This window comes from Mycobacterium sp. HUMS_12744610 (genome assembly GCF_041206865.1).
GTDB classification, from domain to species: domain Bacteria; phylum Actinomycetota; class Actinomycetes; order Mycobacteriales; family Mycobacteriaceae; genus Mycobacterium; species Mycobacterium servetii.
In genome coordinates, this window is sequence record NZ_JBGEDP010000001.1 from 297782 (window position 1) to 320740 (window position 22959).

Sequence of the window (22959 nt, forward strand, 5' to 3'; positions counted from 1 at the left end):
TCGTCTGGTCAAGAGGCCAGGTCAACGACTAGCGTAGGCGCCCATGGAAGCACAACGGGCCTCGGCCCAGGGCCCGTCCGCGGACACACCGGACGGGTTCGGGGTCGCCGTCGTGCGTGAAGAGGGCCAGTGGCGGTGTTACTCCCTGTCGGCCACGGCGCTGACGAGCCTGAAGACCGCGGAGACCGAGCTGCGCGAACTGCGCAGCGCGGGAGCGGTGTTCGGGCTCCTCGACGTCGACGACGAATTCTTCGTCATCCTTCGGCCGGGCCCGTCGGGGACCCGGCTGCTGCTGTCGGACGCCACCGCAGCGCTGGACTATGACATCGCCGCGGAGGTCCTGGACAAGCTGGACGCCGACCTGGATCCTGACGACCTCGAGGACGCCGAGCCCTTCGAGGAGGGCGACCTGGCGTTGCTGGCCGACATCGGACTGCCCGAGGCGGTGCTGGGCGTCATCCTCGACGAGTCCGACCTGTACGCCGACGAGCAACTGGGCCGCATCGCCCGGGAGATGGGCTTCGCCGACCAGCTGTCGTCGGTGATCGACCGCCTCGGTCGGTGACTTCGGAGCCAGGCGCCGACGAGGACCTGATCCGCGCCGCGCTGGCGGCTTCGGCGACCGCCGGTCCCCGCGACGTGCCGATCGGCGCGGTGGTCGTGGGCGCCGACGGCACCGAACTCGCCCGCGCGGTGAACGCCAGGGAGGCCCTGGGCGATCCGACCGCCCACGCGGAGATTCTGGCGCTGCGGGCGGCGGCCCGCGTGCTCGGCGACGGGTGGCGCCTGGAGGGCGCCACGCTGGCGGTCACCGTGGAGCCGTGCACGATGTGTGCGGGTGCGCTGGTACTGGCCCGCGTCGCGCGGCTGGTGTTCGGCGCGTGGGAACCCAAGACGGGGGCGGTCGGGTCGCTGTGGGACGTCGTTCGCGACCGCCGGCTCAACCATCGCCCGGAAGTGCGCGGCGGTGTGCTCGCCGACGAGTGCGCCGCGCCGCTCGAGGAGTTCTTCGCCCGGCAGCGATTGGGTTGAGCGGCCACCGGTTCGGTAAGCTGCTCGACGGTGGCGTGTCCGAGCGGCCTAAGGAGCACGCCTCGAAAGCGTGTGACGGCTAACACCGTCCGAGGGTTCAAATCCCTCCGCCACCGCCAAAGCATCAACGCCGGCCGTCAGTGGCAGGGCTGGTACATCTGCACGTAGGTGACGGTCCACAGTCGTAGGCGTCGTAGGGTCAGTCGACCACCCGCCCGCCGCAGCGCTCGCCGTACAGGTTGTAGTCGCCGTACAGGTTGTAGTCGAAGGTCTTCTGGTCGAACGCCACCATGGGTGGTGTCTGCTGCACTAGGAGCGTGGTTCAGTATTGGGATTTGAGGAAACCCGCAAAATCGCGAGGCCCTGAGATCGCCGCTGACGAACGAAAACAGGCCGGTCCATCAAATCTAGGCAGCGCGGATCCCGAAGTTTGGCTCTATTGACATGAATGTGGGTGGCCCCTGGTGTGGTATGGGAGTTCGAGGGTGACCGGTCCGCAAGCCAGGAGGATGAGAGCGAGGGCAGCTTGAGCGCTGTGGAAGCCGTAGGCACGGCGCACGAGGAGACGCACCTTGGTGTTGAGCCCTTCGTGGCGTCCGTTCGACAGGTTCCTCTCGATGGCGGCGTTGATGCCGGCGCGGTGTTTGCGGATGGTGCGCCCGGCCTTGACGAACTCCGGGATGCGGCTGCGTTGGGCTCGCGAGCACCAACGATCCAGCAGTTCGGCGACGGTGGCGGCGTCGAGGTCGCCGGCGAAGACCTCGCGCAACGCTTCTTTGAGTTGATAGGCGCGCCAAAGGATCCCGCCGCTGCGTTTCATTTCCCGCAGGGTTTCGGCTTGGGTGTCGGTGAGGTCGGCGGGGTTCTTCAGCAGCGCCCAGCGCGCACCCTTGAACGTGCGAGCGATGCGCTGATCGGGCAGCGTGCGGGCGGCCTGCCACACCTGGCGGCGCACCGCATCGAGCGCGTCGGTGACGAGCTTGACAACGTGGAACGGGTCGACGCAGATCACCGCCGCCGGCACCCGCTGGCGCACCGCTTTGGCGTAGGCGGGTCCCATGTCCATCGACACCGCTTCGATGGACGCACCTTCGTCGGGCAGTTCATCGAAGAAGGCGTCCAAGGTGTCGCTGTCCTTGCCGGGTTTGCCCCACACGATGGTGCCGCTGTCGTGGTCGGAGACCAGCGTCAAATACCGGTGGTGTTTGCACCAGGAGATCTCGTCGACGCCGATGTCGACCAGCCCGCACAGCCGGTTGGGGTCGAGCACGTCGGGGGCGAGGCGTTCGCAGATTGCGCCTACGGTGCGCCAGGCCACCCTGGCGAAGGTGCTGACGGTGGTTTTGTCGGTCTTGGTGACCAGCCAGGCCACCAGGTCCTCGAAGTCGCGGGTGTGGCGGGAGCCGGGGCGGGCGAACGGCACCGCTTCGGCCAGCACACCATGTGTCGGGCAGCGCAGCCGCCTGCGCCGCAACAGGATCCGGCATATCCGCCCGGCGGTGTCCAGATGCCGCCACGACGAGTCCACCTCCCGGGTGTCATAGCGATGCCGGGTCGTAAACGAGCAGTGCGGGCAGCCAAGCCGGCGCCGGCGCAAGCTAACCGTGACGCGCAGCTCACCACCGTGCACAGCGGCCGCGCCGACGCGCACGCCAAGCAGATCGAGCAGGGAATTGAGTAGGGTTGATGCGCGCACGGACGGCTCCAGGATCGATCGGGGTTAAGGCCATCGAACCTAGATCACCGTCCGTGCGCCCCGCTCACCATCCCCGCCGCCATACCACACGCTCCCTGATCCACATGAACGTCAGGAGAGCCCGAAGTTTCACCTGCAGAACTCGTGATTGGTATTACTGACCCACGCTCCTAGGTCGTCGCGCGACTGAATCGGACTTGAAACCCTGCTTCACTTGGCATGGTCATCGGGCCTCGGCAGGCAAACCTTCGAAGGTGAACCTGTAGCGCCGGGCTCGGCTACCGTCAAATTGTGAGTTAGACTATCGCAACAATTCGAATGGTCTTGGGGGGGAGGTGATTTCAAATCGATTTTGCGATATTGCCGCCAGAGGTCAATTCTGGTCTTTTGTATACGGGTCCCGGGTCAGCCCCAATGTTGGCTGCCGCTGCCGCGTGGGACGGTGTGGCCGCAGATTTGGAGATCATGGCGGCCGCCTACTCGTCGATGACTTCTGGGCTGGCTAGCAGATGGCATGGCCCGTCGTTCGCGGCGATGGCCGCCGCGGCGCGGTCGTATACGACATGGCTCGACACCAGCGCCGTCCGCGCGCGCCAAACCGCAGCCCAAGCCCGTGCCGCGGTGGCCGCCTACGAGGCTGCATTTGCCGCTACCGTGCCGCCGTCGGCCGTCGCGGCCAATCGCAGCTTATTGGCATCGCTGGTGGCAACCAATATTTTCGGGCAGAACACCCCAGCTATCGCGGCTACCGAACTCGATTACGCCGAGATGTGGGAGCAAGACGCCGCGGCCATGTACGGTTACGCCAGTTCTGCTTCGGCGGCATCCGCGGTGACTCCGTTCGACGAGCCGCCGCCGACCACCAACCCCAGCGGTCTGGTTGCGCAGGCCGCAGCAGTAACCCGCGCCGCCCAGACACCGGCACAAACATTGCCGGCTCTGTTGTCCTCGGTTCCCCAGTTACTGCACACCATGGCGGCCCCGGCGGGCGCCGCGCCGGCGGCGGCCTCCCCGCCTTCGCTCGTTGACGTGCTGGTAAATGTCACCATCGGGTCGCTATCGCCAATCGATTTGTTTTCCGGGCTTCCGGAAGGCGAGCTTGTAAGCCTGTTGCTCTACTCGGTAACCCAAACCGGAGTCAACTTTGCGAACGTAGCCAGCAAGTTCGACAAGGTCGTGCTAGGTCTCCCGCCGGGCGTGTTTGGTTCCGGAGGTGTGCTGGCCAGCTCGGCGACGCCGGCGCAAGTGTCAGTCAGTGTGGGCCGCGCGGCTTTGGTCAGTAACATGTCGGTACCGCACAGTTGGGTGCTGGCGGCCCCGGAAATCAAGCCGGCTGCCGTGCTTGTGCCGGTGTCGGACCCGGCTGCGGCCGTGGCAGCGGTCACTGCCGCCGAAGAAGGAAACCTATTCGGTGGCATGGCGCTCTCCGGCCTGGCCGGACGGGCGATCGTCGGCACCGGCACCGGCACCGGCACCGGCACCGGCACCGCCGGCAAAGTGCGCACCGCGGATGCTGTGGCGGCAGACGATGCGACCATCAACATCATCCTGATAACCGAAGACGACGAATAACCCTTGACCGCACGGTGCAACGGGACACCCTAGACCGAAGGGGTAGGGATGGATTACGGGATGTTGCCGCCGGAAATCAATTCCGGCCGAATCTACGCCGGCGCCGGGTCCGGATCAATGTCGCAGGCCGCGGCGGCGTGGGATATTCTCGCCGCCGAGCTGCGCTCTGCGGCGAATTCTTACGCGTCCACATTGTCGACACTGTCAGCGCAATGGCGCGGCCCTTCGGCGGTGCGGATGGCGGCCGCGGCCAGTCAGTATACAACGTGGCTGCGTGACACCGCTGCGCGAGCCGAGCAAGTCGCCGTCCAGGCCAGGATGGCCGCCCACGCCTACCAGACAGCCTTCGCTGCGACGGTGCCCCCGGCGGTCATCGCAGCTAACCGCAGCGAGTTGGCGGCATTGATCGCGACGAACGTTTTCGGCCAAAACGCGCAGGCGATCACGGCTGCCGAGGCGCAGTACGCGCAGATGTGGGCTCAGGACACCGCTGCGATGTACGACTATGCGGCGTCGTCCGCGGTTGCCACCCGTTTGGCGCCGTTCACTGCCGCGCCCCCCACGACAAATCCGGGCGGCGCCGCGGCTCCAGCCATCTCGGCCGCTCAGGAGATCGGCGCGTCAGCGGGTGGGGTGCAGCCGATCCTCTCACAGCTGGCCGACCTGATGTCCACGACACCGCCAGCGCTGAGCAACGCCGCGACTTCGGCGCAGACGTTCTCGCCGGCGATAACGTCGCTGCTCGATCTATTGAGTTCGTCGTCGCCGTTGTCGATCGCCGCGGATCTCCTGGATACGGGCGGGCGAGCTGTACTAGTGGGAGCCTCCGGCCTGGTCAACACCATGTTCGGCATGAACCTCGACATTTTGTGGATGCAAGGCGCGATATCCTCAGTTGGGTTGTCTACGGCGTCGGGGCCACAATTGGCTGCATCGATGACGGCGCTGAATACGGATCTGACGGCAGCCACCCCGGTGGTCTCAGCGCAGCTGGGCAGCGCTGGTCTGACGGGTGGGTTGTCAGTACCGCCAAGCTGGGCGGCGGCCACGCCCACCGTCAAGCTGGTGGCCTCCGGATTGCAGGGTACCGGTGCAGCCCCTGCGGTCGCGGCAAAGGCCATCGAAGACCTGACTGGTCAGATGATCCTGGCAAGCGCGGTCGGCGGCGCACTCGGCAAGGCAATGCCGCCCGCGGTCAACGTGACAACGGTGCACCGATCAGAGACGGCCCGCGACAAGGACGGTTCGAAACCCAGCAAATTCGAACGCGTCCTCGCCGAACTCTCCCAGAAGCCCGAGTCGGTTCAGCACTGGCACTCCGACAAGGCTCAACTTGAGAGTCTGCTGGACCAACTGTCGAAGAAACCGGGTACCCATGCGGTACACATCCACACCGGCGACAAGAAGAAAAGGGGCTCTTGTGACAACCCCGTGGGTGGGTTGTGATTTGAGGGGGGGCACGTCCAATCAGCCGACATCCCCGATCCAAGGGGGTGGATCGAGGTAGCCGCGCCAGATCGTCGCCCCCATGGGTTCCAGCCCGTGGTCGGTCGTCGGCGCCGCGGGGGTGTGCGTGTCGACGAGTGCGGCCGCCCCACAAACGGTCGACACCACGAGCTGCAGGACCGGCCACACCAGGTCAATGTGCCCGCCCCGCCGCCATCACCGCAGCCGAAAAGCGCGCCAACGCAGCATCATGCGGCCATACCGGCTGGCTGAAAGACGTTGATTACGACCATCTCGTGCCAGCCGAACTTGGCGGGGACCCGAACGATCCCCGGAATCTGGCAAAACCTTGGCTGCCAAGCTTTTTGACGCAAGCCCGGGCGTGCGGCGGGGGAGTCCCGCCGTGCGTCGTCGGTCAGGCGAAAGCGGCGGGCGGCGGGGCTCCCCAGCTACTCACTGCCAGCGGCAGCGAAATGGTTTCGCCACCGCCGGTCACCTCGACGACCCAGCGCCCGTCGAAAGGCAGCGTGACGGCGATGTCGAAGAAGGCGAATCCCGGGAATTCGCCGACCGCGGCTTCGGGGGCCTCGAACGACATGCGCAGCGGTTCGTCGAGCGTCGGCGGGACGATCTTGACCTCGACGCGGCGATCGCCGTCCTCGCCGTCGGCCCGCGTCAGCACCACGAGCACGAAACGGGCCGTGCGGTCCGGGCCGAGCGCGAACCGCGCCAGCACGCCGCCCGACACATCCAGTTTGTTGTTGACCGTCCTGGCGCCCTCGGCCAGGAAAGCTCCGGTGAGAATCACAGGTCAAAACCTATCGTGCGGTGGGTACGGTGCAGCGCCGAAATTTACCTTCGAAGTTCGTCGCCGGGAGCGCAATACTGAGGGGGTGCCTGATCGTAACGTGCTGGGCGGTCCGCTCGAACCCTGTGGTACCGAGCCGCTCACCGGCTTCTACCGCGACGGGTGTTGCGCGACCGGCCCCGAGGACCGGGGCCGGCACACGATCTGCGCGGTGATGACCACCGAGTTTCTGGAGCACCAGCGTTCCATCGGTAACGACCTGTTGACGCCGGTCCCCGAATACCGGTTCCCGGGACTGCTGCCCGGCGATCGCTGGTGCGTGACCGCGGTGAACTGGCTGCGGGCCCACCACGACGGTCATGCCGCCCCCGTGGTGCTCGCGTCCACACATGAGCGGACGCTCGAGGTGGTGCCGCTCGAGACGCTGATGGAGCACAAGGTCGACGTTCCCGACGACCTGGCTAACCTCTAGGCCCCGCCAGTGAGCGCCCGGATCCGGGCGGCGGCGGCGCGGACCTGCCCGCCCAGCCGCTCGACGCCGGCCGCGGAGAGCTCGGCGAACGGCGCGGCGCTGACCGACATCGTGACCAACCCGTCCTCGTCGGTGATCGGTGCGGACACCGTGGCGATGCTGTGCGTGCCGGCCGCGGCGAGCTCCGAGCGCAGCACGTCGATCACTGTGAGGTCGGCGAACGCCCGCGCGAGGCGCTGGGTGATGGCGTCGGGTTCGCCGTCCGCGCCGAGCGCTCGCAGCGCGGCGTACACCCGCAGGTATTCGCGGCCGAGCCGCTCCACCGCGTAGCCGCGCTCGCGAATTTCGTCGAGGACGGCGGCGATTCGTCGCGACAGGGCAGGGGAGGGTTTGCCGATGCCCTCCAGCCAGGCCCGCCGCGGGCCGGCGGCGCTCCACGCGAGGTAGTCGCGCCCGAAGGGCGCGACGAGGGGGATGCGCGTTCCGCGGTCCACGCGCATCCCGGACGCGGATTCGCCGGCGCTGTCGGCGACGACGACGGTGTTGCCGGCGCGCCGCGCCAGAAACGCTTGGGCGCCGGTGGATTCGGAGAGCTCGCGCAGGATGCCGTGGTAGACGCGGTCGCCGTCCCGGCTCAGCGCGGCGACACCTGGTCCGCAGCAGTAGGCGGCGGTGGCCGGGTCGCGCACCACCCAGTGGTGGGCGGTCAGGGTTGCCAGGATGGCGTGGCCGGTGGCGCGGCTGATGCCCAGCTCCCGGGTGATCTCGGCGAGGGAGAACGTGCGCGCGGGCTGCGCGCCGAGCAGTCGCATGATCGCCACCACCCGCTCGGTAGGCGGGGAGGCCGGTTGACGGCGACTCACGTGCGCGGCTACCGTCTGTCCCATATTTCGAATGGTACGTCGACTATTCGACGCCACGTCGAGGAGGCGGTCGCATGGGCTCTGCCGGCCCCGACGTCGCCGACATCGACTTCGACGACCTGACGGCGCCCCGGCTGACCGACGTGCAGCGCCAGATCCTGGAGTTCACCGAGGCCCGGCCCGTGGACCTCGACGTGGGCCGGATGCGCGCCGATGCGCTCGAGCAGGCGGGGGGACCCGAGGACCTGGACGAGGCCGACGGCTTCGCCGACCGGTTGGCCGCGCACGTCGCCGCCATCGAGGCCGACGACGGGCTGCGCCAGCTCACCCGCGGCTCGCTGCGGCAACGGGTGGTTCGCCTGCTGCGCAACCGGTTGTCGCTGACCGAATTGCTCCGGCGCTACCCCGAGATCGAGTCGATCCGCATCGAGAAACCGTTCGTCGTCGTCGGCATGCCGCGGTCCGGCACCACGCACCTGGTCAACCTCATCGCGGCCGACCCGCGCCGGCGCGCGCTGCCGTACTGGGAGAGCCAGGAACCCATCCCCGCCCGCGGCCAGGGGCCCGACATCTTCGGCGTCGACCCCCGCTACGCCCGGGCCAAGGCCGAACACGACGCGCTGATGGCCAGCGCCCCGGCCGTCGCGGCCATGCACGACCGCTTCCCCGAGGCGATCGAGGAGGAGGTCGAGCTGCTGGACCTCGACCTGGCCGCCTATGTGCTGGAATGGCATGCGCGCGTGCCCGATTGGCGGGACTACTACCTGCGGCTGGACCAGACGCGGCACTACGCGTACCTGAAGAAGGTGCTGCAGGCGCTGACCTTCCTGCGCGGACCGCGCACCTGGGTCCTCAAGAGCCCGCAGCACGCGGAGCAACTCGGCCCGCTGATGGCGACCTTCCCCGACGCCACGGTGGCGTTCACGCACCGCGACCCCGTCGCCGTGATCCAGTCGGCGATCACGATGATGGCCTACTCGGACCGGCTGCGCCGCACGAGCATCGACCCGGCCTGGCTGCTGGAGTACTGGAGCGACCGGGTGCACCGGCTGCTCAGCGCCTGTGTGCGCGACCGCGACCTGGTGCCGGCCGAACACAGCATTGACATCGGCTTCCATCAGCTGGGCGGAAACGAGATGGCGCTGCTCGACGAGCTCTACCGGCGCGGCGGGACAGAGCTGACCCCGCAGGCGCGCGTCGGCTTCCAGCGGTACCTCGACGGTAACCCGCGCGGCAAACACGGCCGCGTCCGTTACGACCTGCAACGCCACTTCGACGTCTCGGCCGACGAACTGCGCGGGCGTTTCGGGTTCTACTTCGACCGGTTCGACGTGCGCGATGAGTAGCTTCGAACCGGTCTACCGGAGCCGGCCCGGCGCCGAGGCAATGCGCCCGGCGGCCGCCGAGCGGGCCGAGCAGATCGCCCCGGGGCTGTGGTGCTCGCCGGGCCTGTCCAACTCCTACCTGTTGACCACCGGCGACGGCCGGGTGATCGTCAACACCGGCATGGGCTTCGAGGGCCCGGTGCACCGCGCCAACTTCGACGCCGTCGACTCCTCCCCGGTGCGCTACGTGATCATCACCCAGGGCCACGTGGACCACGTCGGCGGCCTGGACAGCGTGCGCGATCCGGACACGACCGTTGTCGCGCAGGCGAACTGGACCACCTGGCGCGACGACAACGAACGGCTCATGCCCTACCGCGCCAACCGCAGCGCGTTCGCCTTCAAAGACACGCTGGCGTCGGGCATCCGCGCGATTCAGCGGCGCCTCGGCACCACGCGGCTGCCCGGCCAGAGCGTCCCCGTAGTCGACCTCGACTTCGAGGACACCCTCACCCTGGAGGTGGGAGGCCGGCGCCTGGAGCTGCTCTCCGTGCCCGGCGGCGAAACCACCGACTCGCTGGTGGTGTGGCTACCGGAGGAACGTATCTGCTTGTGCGGCAATGCCTTCGGCGCGCTGTTCGGCCACATCCCCAACCTGGTGACGATGCGCGGCGACCGCTACCGCGACGCCCTGACCGTCATCGCCTCGGTCGAGCGGGTGCGCGAGCTGCAACCGGACCTGCTGGTGACCGGTCACTTCGCGCCGATCGCGGGCGCCGAGCGCATCCAGGACGAGCTGACCCGGCTGGCGGGCGCCGTCCGGTACGTCCACGACCGGACCGTCGCCGGCATGAACGCGGGCAAAGACGTCGCGACCCTGATGCGCGAGATCACCCTGCCCGCGGAATACGAAGTGGGACAGGGCTACGGGAAGGTGTCCTGGGACGTGCGGGCGGTGTGGGAGAACTACTCGGGCTGGTTTCACCACCGGTCGACCACCGAGCTGTACCCGGTCGGGTTCGACGCCGTCGCCGCCGACGTGGTCGAGCTGGCCGGCGCCGAGGCGCTGGTGCAGCGCGCGCGGGCCCACCTGGACGCCGACCGCCCGCTGCACGCCATTCACCTGGCCGAGCTGGTGCCCGCGGGCCACGCCGGCGCCCGCGACGTGCTTGCGCAGGCCCACGAGAGGCTGTTGGCCGGCAGCACGAACTTCTGGGAAACAGCTTGGCTGAAAGAGCAATTGGCGAGGAAATCATGACGTTTGCGCTGCGGCCGGACGACTTCTACCACACCGGCATCGTCGTGTCCGACCTCGACGACGCGATGGCGCGCCTGAGCGCGCTGGCCGGCTACACCTGGATCGCGCCGATGAGCTACACGCTGCCGTTCCGCACCGCCGCAGGCACCCGCGAACTCACCTCGACGTTCGTCTACTCGCTGCAGAGCCCGCACGTGGAGTTGATCCAAGAGGTACCCGACAGCCCGTGGACGGCACCGCGCGGCAACGCGATTCACCACCTCGGCTACTTCACCGACGACCTGACGGCGACGGCGCGCGCGCTGGAGGACAACGGCTTCGTGTTCGAAGCGACCGCCGACGTCTCGCCACCGGGGCTCGCCCTGTTCGCCTACTACGTCGACTCGTCGGGCACCCGCATCGAGATCGTCGACCGGTCGCTGTTCCCCGACTTCGCCGCGTTCCTGCGGTCCGCGGCAGCGCCGGAGCAGGGCTGAGGCCGGACATGCTGCTCACGGTGTTACGCTTCAACTTCGGCTCGCCGCAGGGAACCCCACGGACGCAAGGCGAACTGGTCCGCATCGCGCTGGAGATGGCGCAGTGGGCCGAGTCGCACGGCATCACCTCGGTGAGTGTCGACGAACACCACGCGACCGGGCACGGGTGGAGCTGCAACCCGATCATGGCCGCGGCGATGTTCCTGGCGCGCACGACGACGCTGATCGCCAGCGTGGACTGCGCGCTCGGACCGCTGTGGCACCCGGTCCGGCTCGCCGAGGACATCGCCCTGGTGGACAACATGAGCCGGGGGCGGCTGCACACCACCGTCGGCCTGGGTTACCGCACGATCGAATACGACGCGCTGGGAGTCGATTTCGGCCGGCGCGGCGAGCTGATGGACACCCTGATCGCCCGGCTGCTGGCGGTGTGGGCCGGCACCGACCCCGGTGGGCCCATCTGCACCGGGACGTGGAGCCGCCCGCACCCACCGCTGTACGTCGGCGGTGGCGTGCGCGCCACGGCGAGGCGCGCGGCGCGCTTCGGCCTGCCGCTGAGCCTGGCCGACCACCTGCCCGACGTCGCCGCGCACTACCGGCGGCTGTGTTCGGACTCCGGCGTCAAGCCCCTGGTGATCATGCCCGGCCGGGTCAATCGCGGAATGATCTTCCTGCACGAGGATCCGGAGCGGGCCTGGGCGCAGCTCGGCGAGCACATCCTCTGGGAGGCGGTCACTTACGGCGGCTGGTCCACCGAGGAGCGTTCCCTGATGCACCTGCCGGGGGTGCGGACCCTCGAGGAGGTCAGGGCGTCCGGGCGATACCGGTTCCTGACGCCCCAGGAACTCATCGCCGAGATCAGGGATTCCGACGACTACGGACCGCTGGTGATGCACCCGCTCGTCGGCGGCATGCCGGCCGACGAGGCGTGGAGATCGGTCCAACTGCTGGCCGACAAAGTTTTGCCCGCGTTCACCTGACAGGTATCCAAGCCGTGATTGGGCAACCACGGCACCGGGTACGGCTTTGATACGGCAGGTTTCAACAGAATTGGGGGAATTGATGAGCTTCGAGATACGTAGGGCAGTCGGACTGTTGGGCGGCGCCGCGGCGTTGACCACGGCGGTTGGCGTCGGTGTGCCGGCGCCCGACGCGACCGCGGCACCGCCCGCTCCGGCCGCACCGCAGGCGCCCGCCCCGAACCCGGCGCCGCCACCGCCGCCCGCCAACGGTCACGGCACCGCCGTGGAATACAGCCACGCTTCCCACAGCGGCCGCAGCTCGTCGGAGTAGCCCGCGGCCAGGCCGGTGAAGTCGTCGGTGACGACGGTGCCGTGACGGTGCCGGTCCGTCCAGTCCCGACAGGGCAAAGAATTTCGCATCGCCGAGCCGGCCGCGCAGCGCGTGCAGGGTCAGCGCGCCGCGCTTGTACACGCGGTCGTCGAACATGTGCCGCGGCCCCGGGTCGGCCAACACCAGGTCCTGCGGCTTGGCGCGCAGCTGGTCGTGATGCAGCCGGGCCAGTTCGTCGGCGCCGGGTCCGCCGCTGCGCTCCGACCACAACCACTCGGCGTAGCAGGCGAAGCCCTCGTGCAGCCAGATGTCGCGCCAGCGCCGCGCGGTCACCGAGTTGCCGAACCACTGGTGGGCCAGCTCGTGGGCGATCAACCGCTCGGCGGCCCGTGACCCGTCGCAGTGGTTGGCGCCGAATATTGAAATCCCTTGGGCCTCAAGGGGGATGTCCAGGGCGTCGTCGGTGACCACGACCGTGTACCCACTGCTCAGCGGATAGGGGCCGAACAGGTCCACGAACAGCGACATCATCTCGGGCTGGCGCGCGAAGTCGTGCCCGAACGCGCCCCGCAGCCGCGCGGGCAGCGCCGACTGAATCGGCACCGGTGCCCGCGCCAGCCGCACCAGCTCGTAGGCGCCGATCTGCAGCGTGATCAGGTAGGTCGACGTCGGCTCGGGTTGTTCGTAGGTCCACACGGTCTGCGACGCCCGGGTGCGGGTGCCGACCAGTTTCCCGTTGGCGACGACGCGGTAGCGGCCTTCCGTGCTGACCTGGATGCGGAAGGCTGCCTTGTCGCCGGGGTGGTCGTTGCAGGGAAACCACGACGGGGCGCCGTTGGGCTGACCGGCGACCAGCACCCCGTCGGTCAGCTCCTCGAAACCGACGTCGCCCCATAGGGTTCGGATGGGCTTCGGCGCACCGCTGTAGCGCACCACGATGGCCATCGCCGCACCGCATGCCAGCCTCGACGCCAGGCGGACGCGCAACTTGCCGCCGCGGCAGGAGAACTGCTGCACGCGTTTGCCGTTCACCGTCACCTTGGCGACCGACAGCGATCCGGACAGGTCGAGGCTGAACTGCTGCAGCTCTACGAGCGTCACCGCGGTGATCGTCGCCGTGCCGGACAGCCGGTTGATCGCGACCCGGTATTCGAGGTCGAGTTCGTAGCGCGACACCCGGTAGCCGGGATTGCCGTTTTTCGGCAGGTAGTCGTCGATGACCGGCGCGGACTTCATAGCCGGAACTTTCACGCCGCGGCGCCCCGCTTCGCCGAGTTCTTGGCCCGGCCCTTCTTGCGGCCCGCCCCCCACGGTTTGATCGGATTGCCTTGCCAGCGAGTCGATCCCGGCACCTTGTCGCCGCGCACCACCAGCGACGCCGGGCCCACGGTCGCCCCGGCCCCGATCCGGGTGGCCGGCAGCGCCACGCAGTGCGGCCCGAGCGTGGCGCCGGGTTCGAGCACGACGCTGTCCATGCGCATGATCCGGTCGTGGAACAGATGCGTCTGCACCACACAGCCCCGGTTGACCGTGCTGCCGGAGCCGAGCGTGACGAGATCCGCCTCGGGCAGCCAATAGGTTTCGCACCACGTGCCCCGCCCGACGCGGGCGCCCAGCGCGCGCAGCCACAGGGTCAGCAGCGGCGTGCCGACGGCCGCGCGGGCGAACCACGGCGCGGCGACAGTCTCGACGAAGGTGTCGCAGACCTCGTTGCGCCAGACGAACGACGACCACAGCGGGTACTCGCTGGCCCGGATCCGCCCCACGGTCAGCCATTTGGCGGCGACCGTGACGGCCCCCGCGACGGTGCCCGCCGCCAGCAGCACCAGCCCGCCGCACAACGCGGCCGCCCAGACGCCGAAGATCCGCGCCAGCGCCTGCAGCGCACCCAGCACCGCCAGCCCGATCCCGACCGTCACCACCACGGGCAGCAGCCGGCAGGTCTCCACCACCGCGCGCCGAACCTTGAGCCGCGCCGGCGGGTCGTAGGTGGTGGCCGCGTCGGCCTCGGTGGGGCGCCGGCGCAGCCGCATCGGGGGGCTGCCCAGCCATGACGAGCCGCGTTTGGCCTTGGGCGGTGCGGCCGAGAGCACCGCGACCAGCCCGTCGTCGGGCACCCGGCGGCCCGGCTGGGTGATGCCGGAGTTGCCGAGGAACGCGCGCCGGCCCACGGTGGTCGTGGCCGCGTGGATATAGCCGCCGCCGAGCTCGTAGGAGGCCACCCTGGTGTCGTCGGCCAGGAACGCCCCGTCCTCGATCACCGTGAACTTCGGGATCGGCAACACCGTGGAGATCTCGGTGCCGCGGCCGACCCGCGCGCCCAGCAACCGCAGCCACGCCGGTGTCAGCAGTCCGGCATACAGAGGAAAGAGGTAGTTGCGCGCGGCGTCCATGAGCCGCTCGGTCGCCCACAGCTGCCAGCCGGCCCGGCTGCGCACCGGGTGGTAGCCCTCGGTCAGCCCGATCGAGAGCGCCCGCACCGCCGCCACGGTCAGCAGCGCGTACACCGTCGCCGCGGCCAGCGCCGCGACCGGCGTCCACAGCAGCGCCGGCGGCACCGCGTCCGAGAGCCGGCGGGTGTGGCGCACCGCCGCCGCGATTACCGTGACGCCGCTCGCGGCGGCGATCATCGGCAACGCGGCGAGCCCCAGCGACGTCAGCCCGTACATCGCGACCCACCGGGATCGGCGGGGCGGCCGCTCGTCGGGCCACGGGTGTTTGACCCGGCCAGACTTCACCGCGGGCGAGCCCTTCCAGTACTGCCCGTTCTTGATCTTGTCGACCACCCCGGAGCCGGGGGCCACGTCGGCGTTCTTACCGACGACCGCGCCGGGCATCAGCGTGGTCCGGGCGCCGACCGTCGCGTCGTCGCCGACGGTGATCGTGCCGATGTGGAACTCGTCGCCGTCGACCCAGTGCCCGCACAGGTCCACCTCGGGTTCCACCGCGCTGCGGTGCCCGAGGGTCAGCAACCCGGTGACGGGGGGCAGCGAGTGCAGGTCCACGCCTTTGCCGACGTTGGCGCCCAGCGCGCGGGCGTAGTACACCAGCCACGGCGCGCCCGACAGGTTGTGCGCCCCGCAGGCCTCGGCCACCCGCTCGGCCAGCCACACCCGCAGGTGCACCGACCCGCCGCGGCGGTAGGTGCCCGGCCGCACCGCCGACAGCAGCATGCGCGCGCACAGCACCGCGATGCCCATCCGGCCGACCGGCGTGACGAACGCGAGGAACGCCACCGCGACGAGCCACCAGTTGACCGCGACGGTCCACGGCACCACGTGCAGCGCGCGGGCCACACCGTTCCCGAGCGCGAGCCACGTCACCCACGGCAGCGCCGCCAGCGTCGCCAACGGCACCGACAGCACGGTCTGGGCGGCCTGGGTCAGCCGCGGGGTCGGGCGGACCGCCCGCTCGGTGACCGGGGGCGGCGGCTCCAGCTCGTCGAGGAACGAGGCCAGCGAGCCCAGCCGGGGATGGTCGTACAGGTCGGCGACGGTGACCTGCGGATACCGTCGCCGCAACCCGGCGACGAGCTGCGCGGCGGCCAGCGACCCGCCGCCGAGGGCGAAGAAGTCCACCTCCGGGCCGTGCACCGCCGATCCGAGCAGGTCGCGCCACAGCCCGGCCAGCCAGCCCGTCGTGCCGCCCAGATCGGCGCTCGCGTCGGGGTCCCCGCCGGGCGGCGGCCAGGGCAGCGCGTCGCGGTCGACCTTGCCCGACGTCCGGGTGGGCAGCTCCTCGATCCGCACCAGCCGGGGCACCAGCGCGGCGGGCAGCCGTTCGGCCAGCCGCAGGCGCGCCTCGTGCAGGTCGAACGCCGGATCGGCGCTGACGAGGTAGCCGACCAGCACCGGCGTTCCCGTCGCGGTGTGGCGGACCGCCGCCGCCGCGCCGCCGACCCCCGGCAGGCCGACCAGCGCGGCGTCGACCTCGCCCAGCTCGATGCGGCGGCCCCCGACCTTGACCTGGTCGTCGCCGCGCCCGCAGAAATACAGCCCGTCGGGTTCCAGCCGCACCAGGTCACCGCTGCGGTAGGCGCGCCCCCAGCCCAGCGTGGGCAGGGGGGCGTACTTCTCGGCGTCTTTGTCCTCGTCGAGGTAGCGGGCCAGGCCCACCCCGCCGATCACCAGCTCGCCGACCTCGCCGTAGCCGACCGGGCAGCCGTCGGCGTCGACGACGGCCAGGTCCCATCCGGGCAACGGCAGCCCGATGCTGATCGGCCCGCCCCCGTCGAGCCTGGCCGCGCAGGCGACCACCGTCGCCTCGGTGGGGCCGTAGGTGTTCCACACCTCCCGTCCGTCGACGGCGAGGCGCTCGGCCAGCTCCGCGGGACAGGCCTCGCCGCCGAAGATCAGCAGCCGCACCGCCTCCAGCGCCTCGGCGGGCCACAGCGCGGCCAGCGCCGGCACCGTGGAGACCACGGTCACGTCGCGGGTGACCAGCCACGGACCCAGGTCCATCCCGCTGCGCACCAGCGAGCGCGGCGCGGGGACCAGGCAGGCGCCGTGCCGCCAGGCCAGCCACATCTCCTCGCACGACGCGTCGAAGGCCACCGACAGCCCGCCCAGCACCCGGTCGCCGGGCCCGATCGGGCTGTCCTGCAGGAACAGCTGCGCCTCGGCGTCGACGAACGCGGCGGCGCTGCGGTGCGTGACTGCCACGCCCTTCGGGGTGCCGGTCGATCCGGAGGTGAAGATGATCCACGCGTCGTCGCGGGTCATGGGCGCCGTCGCGCGCCAGCCGCGCGACGCCCCGGGGCCCCGCAGCAGGCCCGCCTCGGTGATCACCGCGACCACGTCGGCCGCACCGAACACCAGCTCCGCCCGCTCGTCGGGGTCGTCGGCGTCGACCGGCACGTACGCCGCCCCGGTGGCCAGCGTCGCCAGGATCGCCACGTACAGCGCGTAGCTGCCCGAGGGCATGCGGATGCCGATCCGGTCGCCGCGGCCGATGCCCCGAGCGGCCAGCCACTCGACGCTGGCCTCCATGTCGCCGATCAGCTCGCCGTAGGTGAGCTGCACGGTGCCGTCGTCGATGGCGGGCGCGTCCGGGAAACGCGCGGCGGTCGCATAGACGATGTCGATGAGCGTGCGCGGGCTCGGCGCGGCGGACGACAGCAGGTACTGAGCCGGAACGTCCGCCGGGGCTCGTGCCGGTGCCGGTCCTGTCACCACCCTACGAAAATACTCAAGCCCGGCCGCCGCGGCGGCGACCGCGTGCGGCGTGTGATGGGACGGTTACGCCGCCGAGACCGCTATCCGGCCCGTCTCCAGTGCGGCCCCGTGACCGCGTCGAGCGCCTCGGTGACGTAGCGGTCCAGCGGCTTGCCCGCGTGGCGGACCCAGGTCTGGAAGGCGAAATCGGCGGCCGCGAAGGCGAGGTGGACCAACAGGCCCGGGCGGATGTCGGTGTCGGGGTCGACGCCCATCCGCTCGGCGGTCAGCCTGACCGCGCGCTCCTTGTCGGCCGGCTGGTGGATGCTGACCTTGCCGAGCAGGCCGGGGGCCACCAGCAGCGCCGCTCGCCACTCCGCGCAGTCGTCGCGGTCGAACGAGCGCGTGCGGGTGATGATCGCGTTGCTCAGCGCGACGTCGGGTGGTTCGGCCGCGGGCCGCTGCTCGAGCAGGTTGAGGATCGCGGCGCCGCCGTGCCGGACCGGCGCCAGCAGCAGATCCTCCTTGGCGGACACGTGCCGGAACAGCGTGCGCACCGAAACGCCCGCCGCCGTGGCGATTTCCTCGGTCGTCACCGCGTCGTAGCCGCGTTCGACGAACAACCGGAACGCCGCCCGCCGGATGTCGGCCCGGATCTGGGCGCGCTGCCGGTCGCGCAGCGACTCCGTCACCGGAAGCAGCCGATCCCGCCGTCGACGTGGATGGTCTGCGCGGTGATGAACGACGCGTCGGTGCCGAGCAGGAAGGCGACCAGCGCGCCGACGTCGGTGCGCACGTCGCCGATGCGCCGCATCGGGACGCGCCGCAGCGCCTTCGCATAGTCGTCGGGGGCGAACTCCTTCCACAGCTTGACCCCGTCGGACTCGGCGAACGGGCAGATGACGTTGACCCGGATGTTGTCGCGCCCCCACTCCAGGGCCGCGACCTTCGACATACCGCGGATGGCCTCCTTGGCGGCGGCGTAACCACCCCACTTGACGTCGCCGCCGGTGCCCGTGCCGGAGCCGAGGTTCACGATCGACCCGCCGCCCGCCTCGACCATCACCGGGTGCACCGCCTGCATGAGCAGAAAGCTCGCCCGCGGGCCCACGTCGTGACCGAGCGCCAGATCCTCGAGGGTGATGTCCACGAACCGCTTGGGCTCGTTGGTGGCGATGGCGTTGTTGACCAGGCCGTGCACCGTTCCGAACGCCTCGACCGCGGCTGCCACGATCCGCGGCGCGCTGTCGGGGTCGCGCAGATCGGCGACCAGCTGCTCGACCCGGCCGGCCCGGGCGAGTTCGGCGGTGGTGGCCGCCAGCCGCGCGGCCTGGACGTCGACCAGGAACACCGCAGCGCCGCGTTCCAGCAGCGCCGCGGCGATGCCCTTGCCCACGCCCTGGGCGGCGCCGGTGACGATCGCGACGTGGCCGCGCATCGAGTCGGGGTGGGAGTAGGTCATCGCTCGGGTCCCAGCCGCAGCCGCACGCCGCGGTAGAACGCCAGCGCGCGGTCCATGTCCGTCACCCCGACGAGGTGACAGAACGAGACGTCGTCGAGTCGCACCGGGTCACCGCGCCAGGTGTGGGGCCGGGCGCCCGGCGAGCAGCGGCAGGTCCAGGTAGGTCTTGATGCCGGGGCCGGCCGCGCACACGTCGGGGATGGCGTTGACGCAGTGGTTGGCCGTGGCCACCACGCCCGGATTCTTCTGCAGCCCTTCGGCGATGGTTTCCGGCTGCAGCCCCTTGAACGTCAGGCTCACCGTGGGGTCGCCGGTGATCTCGACCTCGAAGCGTTCGCCGCGGCCGCCGAAGTTCCAGTTCGGTTCCAGGTTCTCTTCGCCCATCAGCCAGTTGACCGCCGCCGTGATGACCGGCTCCCCGTCGACCAGCGCCTCCCAGCGGAACCGGCGCGCGGCGACGGACCCCGGGGTGATCGGGAAGGGGTCGTAGTCGATGTCGGCGGTGGCCACGGCGATCTCCTGGATGGTCCTGATGTCCGGATCGATCCGAAAGCCCATGTGGTCGGCCACCATTCGCACCGACATCTTGAAGCCCGCTTCGAGCAGCCCGGCCATCGGTCCCTGCACCGCCTCCTCGGGGGTACCGCCGAAGCCCATGATGTGGCGCACCACGTCGGGGGCGTTGTAGGTGCGGATGTCGGAGAACTCCTCGGCGCGCACGTGCGTGACGGCCGACGACAGCGAGGACACCATGAGCGGGAAGCGCTCGGTGATGCCGCCGGGGTGGATGCCGGACCCGTGCAGGGTCACCCCGGCCTCGAGCGCGGCGTCGGCGATGGCCTTGACGCGGGGGTTCGTTGCGTCGGGGTACACCCAGCCGACGGGGGTGACGACGTTCTTGCCCGACCGCAGGATCGCGATGACCTCTTCGTCGGCGGGGATCAGCGGGCTGTACATCACGCAGTCGGCGTCGGTGGCCAGCACCTCCTCGACGCTGGTGGTGGCGGTGACGCCGAGCGGGCCGGTGCCCAGGATCTCGCCGACGTCGCGGCCGTTCTTGTCCGCGGAGTGCACCCAGCATCCCGCAAGTTCGAGTTGCGGGTGGTTGAGCACGCAGGCGATGGCGGCCTTCCCGACCCCCCCTGTCGCCCACTGGATCACGCGAAGCTTGGACGGCTCACCCATCTAACGACCTCCCGAATCGAACGCCCGGACACGCCGTCACCGGCCTTTACAGGCCCGAGCATGAACTGGCACAGTATGACCAGCTGGCAGTGACTGTCAACGATGATCCGCCCGGCCGCGGGTGAGAGTGGTCGAGTACCCCACGCCGCAGGTCTTCATCGACATGGTGACCACCCCGGAGTACGCCAAGGTGCACGCACATCGGGCCGCCGGCCCGGAGCACGGCGACCTGATCGCCATATCGCGTGGCCGATGTCGGACTGAAAGGCGCGCGCCGATCGACCCTGTACGCCGGGACTTTCGGCCACTAGGAAGGCGTCACCCGGCGCGGCTAGCGTGGTGCATGCGCGAATTCAGCCTCCCGGCGAGCTTCGCCGTCGGCGAGAACGACAACGTCGTCGCCAGCGTGTACTCCCACGAGCGCGACGATCCCGATCATGTGATCTTCCAGCGCCTCGTCGACGGCGCCTGGACGGACGTCACCTGCGCCCAGGCCGCCCGGCAGATCCGTGAGACCGCGCTCGGCCTGATCGCCGCCGGGGTCAATGCCGGTGACCGGGTGGCGATTTTGTCGGCGACCCGCTACGAGTGGGTGATCCTGGACTACGCGATTCTGTCGGTCGGCGCGGTCACCGTCCCGATCTACGACACCTCTTCGCCCGAGCAGGTGCGCTGGGTGCTGGAGGACTCCGGGGCGGTCATGGTGATCGCCGAGACGGCCGCGCACGGGCAGCTGGTCGAGGAACTGAGCGATGAGTTGCCGAGCCTGCGCACGATCCTGCGCCTCGAATGCCAAGGCCCCCGGGCGCTCGACGACCTGGCCGAGGCCGGGAAGTCGGTGGACGCCGGGCAACTCGACGAGCGGTTGGCGGGGCTGCGGGCCGCCGACGCGGCGACGCTCATCTACACCTCGGGCACGACGGGCCGTCCGAAGGGCTGCCGGCTGACACACTCGAACCTGCTGTACGAGATACGCGGCGCCGGAGAGTGTTTCCCGACACTGCTGCGCAAGGGGGAGCGGCTGCTGGTCTTCCTGCCGCTGGCCCACGTGCTGGCGCGGTCGCTGTCGATGTCGGCATTCGCCAACAAGGTCACCATCGGCTACACCGGCGACATCAAGAACCTGGTGGCCACCCTCGCCGTCTTCAAGCCCACGGTCGTGGTGTCGGTGCCGCGGGTTTTCGAAAAGGTCTACAACACCGCCGAATTGAATGCCCAGGACGCCGGAAGGGCCAGGATCTTCGCGCTCGCGGCCCGCACGGCCATCGAGTGGAGCGCCGCCCAGGACACCGGCGGACCGGGTCTGCTGCTACAGGCCGCGCACGCGCTGTTCGACCGGCTGGTCTACGGCAAGCTGCGCGCCGCCCTGGGCGGGAACTGCCACGCCGCGTTCTCCGGCGGTGCCCCGCTGGGCACGCGGCTGTGCCACTTCTACCGCGGCGTCGGGCTGACGGTCTACGAGGGCTACGGCCTGACCGAGACCAGCGCTGCGATCACCATCAATCGGATCGGCGAGGAGCGGGTCGGCACGGTGGGGAAGCTGTTGCCGGGCAACAGCATGGCGATCGCCAACGACGGCGAGGTGCTGGTGTGCGGCGGCGTGGTGTTCGGCGGTTACTGGCACAACGAGAAGGCGACCGGCGAGGCCATCGTCAACGGCTGGTTCCACACCGGCGACCTCGGCTCGGTGGACGACGACGGCTTCCTGTCGATCGTCGGCCGCAAGAAGGAGATCATCGTGACCGCGGGCGGCAAGAACGTCGCACCGGCGGTGCTCGAGGATCAGTTGCGGGCTCACCCGCTGGTCAGCCAGGCGATGGTGGTGGGCGACGACAGGCCCTACGTGGCCGCGCTCATCGCGGTCGACCCCGAGGGATTCGAGGTGTGGAAGCAGCACCACGGCAGGTCGGCCACCGCCTCGGTGGCCGACCTGATCGACGACCCCGCGCTGGTGGCCGAGATCGACCAGGCGGTCGCCGCGGCCAACCAGAGTGTCTCCCATGCGGAATCGATCCGGAAGTTCCGCATCCTGCCGGTCGACTTCACCGTGCTCACCGGCGAGCTGACCCCGACGCTGAAGGTGAAGCGCAACGTCGTCGCCGCCCGGTTCGCGGCCGAGATCGACGCGCTGTACGGCAAGCACTGAAAGCTCAGAGTTTGTAACCGATGGCGCGCAGCAAGGCGTGCCGCTCGGCCACGTCACCCTCTGTCTCCACCCCGACGGGGGTCTGCCCGTCGACCACCCCGGCGATGCCGCGGCCGCGGGGCGTGACCGCGACGATCACGTCGACCGCATTGGCTGTGGCGCAGTAGATTCCGCACACCTCCGGCACCGCCTTCACCGGGTTGAGGACGTTGACCGGAAAGCCGTCCCGCAAGAAGATCACGAAGCTGTGCCCGGCCCCGACGGCCAGCGCGGTGCGGCCCGCGAGTTCGACCAATTCGGCGTCGTTGCCGCTGCGCCGCACCAGCCGGGACCCGGAGGCCTCGCAGAACGCCAGCCCGAACCGCAACGAGGAGCTCACCCCGGCCAGGGCCTCGTGCAGATCCTCGACCGTCTTGATGAAGTGCGCCTGGCCGATCACGACGTTGACGTCGCCGGGCTTGTCGATGCACACCACATCCCAGGACAGCGGAGTCGTCACAAGCACATGGTGCCACCGCGACGCCTCAGGGGAAACGGGTTGTCCGGTGGGGGCAGGGCCGGGGTGCTGTTCGTGCTGTACGACGCCACCATGCGCGCGCCCGGCTCCGAGGGCGACGCCATCGGGATGATGAGTCTGGGGTGCGTCCTGCAGAACATGTGGCTGATGGCGAATTCGTGCGGGCTTGGTTTTCAAGCACTTTCGGCCTCAGGCGTGCCTGCCGTCGAGCAGGAGGCGAAGAAGCTCCTCGCTGTGCCGGACCGGATGAAGGTC

The 22959-nt window shown here is 69.8% G+C and carries 19 protein-coding genes, 1 tRNA gene and 2 pseudogenes; 12 read left to right on the forward strand and 10 right to left on the reverse strand.

All coding sequences use genetic code 11. From position 1 onward, the window contains the following. Nucleotides 1-43: 43 nt before the first annotated feature. From AB8998_RS01430 to AB8998_RS01440, 3 genes are all read left to right on the forward strand, one after another. Nucleotides 44-565, forward strand: a complete 522-nt coding sequence (locus AB8998_RS01430) for a tRNA adenosine deaminase-associated protein (protein ID WP_369736467.1) — start codon at nucleotides 44-46, stop codon at nucleotides 563-565. Continuing rightward, on the forward strand, nucleotides 562-1032 hold the full coding sequence (locus tag AB8998_RS01435) for a nucleoside deaminase (RefSeq protein ID WP_369736468.1): 471 nt from the start codon (nucleotides 562-564) through the stop codon (nucleotides 1030-1032). Before AB8998_RS01430 ends, AB8998_RS01435 begins: the two co-directional genes overlap by 4 nt. A 29-nt stretch (nucleotides 1033-1061) precedes the next feature. Next, nucleotides 1062-1151, forward strand: a tRNA-Ser gene (locus AB8998_RS01440). Between the two features lie 317 nt (nucleotides 1152-1468). Here the strand turns inward: AB8998_RS01440 and AB8998_RS01445 are convergent. After that, on the reverse strand, nucleotides 1469-2728 hold the full coding sequence (locus AB8998_RS01445) for an ISL3 family transposase (RefSeq protein ID WP_369736469.1): 1260 nt from the start codon (nucleotides 2726-2728) through the stop codon (nucleotides 1469-1471). A gap of 345 nt (nucleotides 2729-3073) precedes the next feature. On the opposite strand from AB8998_RS01445, the gene AB8998_RS01450 reads away from it, so the two are divergent. Further along, entirely contained in the window at nucleotides 3074-4300 is a 1227-nt protein-coding gene (locus AB8998_RS01450; protein WP_369741381.1) for a PPE family protein, read from the forward strand. Between the two features lie 48 nt (nucleotides 4301-4348). After that, nucleotides 4349-5746 (forward strand): PPE family protein, encoded by a 1398-nt coding sequence (locus AB8998_RS01455; protein ID WP_369736470.1) that lies wholly within the window; start codon nucleotides 4349-4351, stop codon nucleotides 5744-5746. A 21-nt stretch (nucleotides 5747-5767) separates the two neighbouring features. Here AB8998_RS01455 and AB8998_RS01460 read toward each other — a convergent pair whose 3' ends face one another. Both AB8998_RS01460 and AB8998_RS01465 read right to left on the reverse strand, forming a co-directional pair. Further along, nucleotides 5768-5935, reverse strand: coding sequence for a hypothetical protein (locus tag AB8998_RS01460; protein ID WP_369736471.1), 168 nt, complete (start codon nucleotides 5933-5935; stop codon nucleotides 5768-5770). A gap of 226 nt (nucleotides 5936-6161) precedes the next feature. Continuing rightward, the gene (locus AB8998_RS01465; protein WP_369736472.1) at nucleotides 6162-6554 is read right to left on the reverse strand and encodes a hypothetical protein; all 393 of its coding nucleotides are present in this window, start codon (nucleotides 6552-6554) and stop codon (nucleotides 6162-6164) included. Between the two features lie 85 nt (nucleotides 6555-6639). Here AB8998_RS01465 and AB8998_RS01470 point away from each other — a divergent pair, with 85 nt between their 5' ends. After that, nucleotides 6640-7026: a DUF2237 family protein gene (locus tag AB8998_RS01470; RefSeq protein WP_369736473.1), complete on the forward strand. Its 387-nt coding sequence runs from the start codon at nucleotides 6640-6642 to the stop codon at nucleotides 7024-7026. Here the strand turns inward: AB8998_RS01470 and AB8998_RS01475 are convergent. Next, complete coding sequence (locus AB8998_RS01475) at nucleotides 7023-7913, reverse strand: helix-turn-helix domain-containing protein (RefSeq protein ID WP_369736474.1); 891 nt, start codon at nucleotides 7911-7913, stop codon at nucleotides 7023-7025. The two genes, AB8998_RS01470 and AB8998_RS01475, sit on opposite strands and share 4 nt — an antisense overlap. Before the next feature lie 50 nt (nucleotides 7914-7963). Between AB8998_RS01475 and AB8998_RS01480 the strand changes: the two genes are divergently transcribed. From AB8998_RS01480 to AB8998_RS01495, 4 genes are read left to right on the forward strand one after another with little or no spacing between them, the layout of a single operon-like run. Beyond that, nucleotides 7964-9235 (forward strand): sulfotransferase family protein, encoded by a 1272-nt coding sequence (locus tag AB8998_RS01480; protein ID WP_369736476.1) that lies wholly within the window; start codon nucleotides 7964-7966, stop codon nucleotides 9233-9235. Continuing rightward, a complete protein-coding gene (locus tag AB8998_RS01485; RefSeq protein WP_369736477.1) occupies nucleotides 9228-10472 on the forward strand; it encodes an MBL fold metallo-hydrolase in 1245 nt (414 codons plus the stop codon). Before AB8998_RS01480 ends, AB8998_RS01485 begins: the two co-directional genes overlap by 8 nt. Next, complete coding sequence (locus tag AB8998_RS01490) at nucleotides 10466-10948, forward strand: VOC family protein (RefSeq protein WP_369741382.1); 483 nt, start codon at nucleotides 10466-10468, stop codon at nucleotides 10946-10948. The genes AB8998_RS01485 and AB8998_RS01490 overlap by 7 nt, the downstream gene beginning before the upstream one ends. 8 nt (nucleotides 10949-10956) lie before the next feature. Continuing rightward, nucleotides 10957-11928 carry an LLM class flavin-dependent oxidoreductase gene (locus AB8998_RS01495; RefSeq protein WP_369736478.1) on the forward strand — a complete coding sequence of 324 codons (972 nt, stop codon included), beginning with the start codon at nucleotides 10957-10959 and terminating at the stop codon, nucleotides 11926-11928. Nucleotides 11929-12180: 252 nt separating this feature from the next. Here the strand turns inward: AB8998_RS01495 and AB8998_RS01500 are convergent. The 5 genes and pseudogenes from AB8998_RS01500 to AB8998_RS01520 all read right to left on the reverse strand — a co-directional run bounded on the left by AB8998_RS01500 (nucleotide 12181) and on the right by AB8998_RS01520 (nucleotide 20041). Beyond that, nucleotides 12181-13477 (reverse strand): annotated as a pseudogene (locus AB8998_RS01500) (M1 family metallopeptidase). Nucleotides 13478-13488: 11 nt separating this feature from the next. After that, nucleotides 13489-17412 (reverse strand): Pls/PosA family non-ribosomal peptide synthetase, encoded by a 3924-nt coding sequence (locus tag AB8998_RS01505; protein ID WP_369736479.1) that lies wholly within the window; start codon nucleotides 17410-17412, stop codon nucleotides 13489-13491. An 83-nt stretch (nucleotides 17413-17495) separates the two neighbouring features. Further along, nucleotides 17496-18086, reverse strand: coding sequence for a TetR/AcrR family transcriptional regulator (locus AB8998_RS01510; RefSeq protein ID WP_369736480.1), 591 nt, complete (start codon nucleotides 18084-18086; stop codon nucleotides 17496-17498). Further along, nucleotides 18083-18856, reverse strand: coding sequence for an SDR family NAD(P)-dependent oxidoreductase (locus AB8998_RS01515; RefSeq protein WP_369736481.1), 774 nt, complete (start codon nucleotides 18854-18856; stop codon nucleotides 18083-18085). The genes AB8998_RS01510 and AB8998_RS01515 overlap by 4 nt, the downstream gene beginning before the upstream one ends. A 108-nt stretch (nucleotides 18857-18964) precedes the next feature. After that, on the reverse strand, nucleotides 18965-20041 hold the full coding sequence (locus AB8998_RS01520; RefSeq protein ID WP_369736482.1) for an NAD(P)H-dependent amine dehydrogenase family protein: 1077 nt from the start codon (nucleotides 20039-20041) through the stop codon (nucleotides 18965-18967). Between the two features lie 343 nt (nucleotides 20042-20384). Between AB8998_RS01520 and AB8998_RS01525 the strand changes: the two genes are divergently transcribed. Further along, nucleotides 20385-22187 (forward strand): AMP-dependent synthetase/ligase, encoded by a 1803-nt coding sequence (locus AB8998_RS01525; RefSeq protein WP_369736483.1) that lies wholly within the window; start codon nucleotides 20385-20387, stop codon nucleotides 22185-22187. Nucleotides 22188-22191: 4 nt separating this feature from the next. On the opposite strand, the gene AB8998_RS01530 is transcribed toward AB8998_RS01525, so the two are convergent. After that, on the reverse strand, nucleotides 22192-22674 hold the full coding sequence (locus tag AB8998_RS01530; RefSeq protein ID WP_369741383.1) for an adenosine-specific kinase: 483 nt from the start codon (nucleotides 22672-22674) through the stop codon (nucleotides 22192-22194). Nucleotides 22675-22692: 18 nt separating this feature from the next. On the opposite strand from AB8998_RS01530, the pseudogene AB8998_RS01535 reads away from it, so the two are divergent. Beyond that, nucleotides 22693-22953, forward strand: a pseudogene (locus AB8998_RS01535) (nitroreductase family protein); the annotation flags it as partial. Nucleotides 22954-22959: the final 6 nt, after the last annotated feature.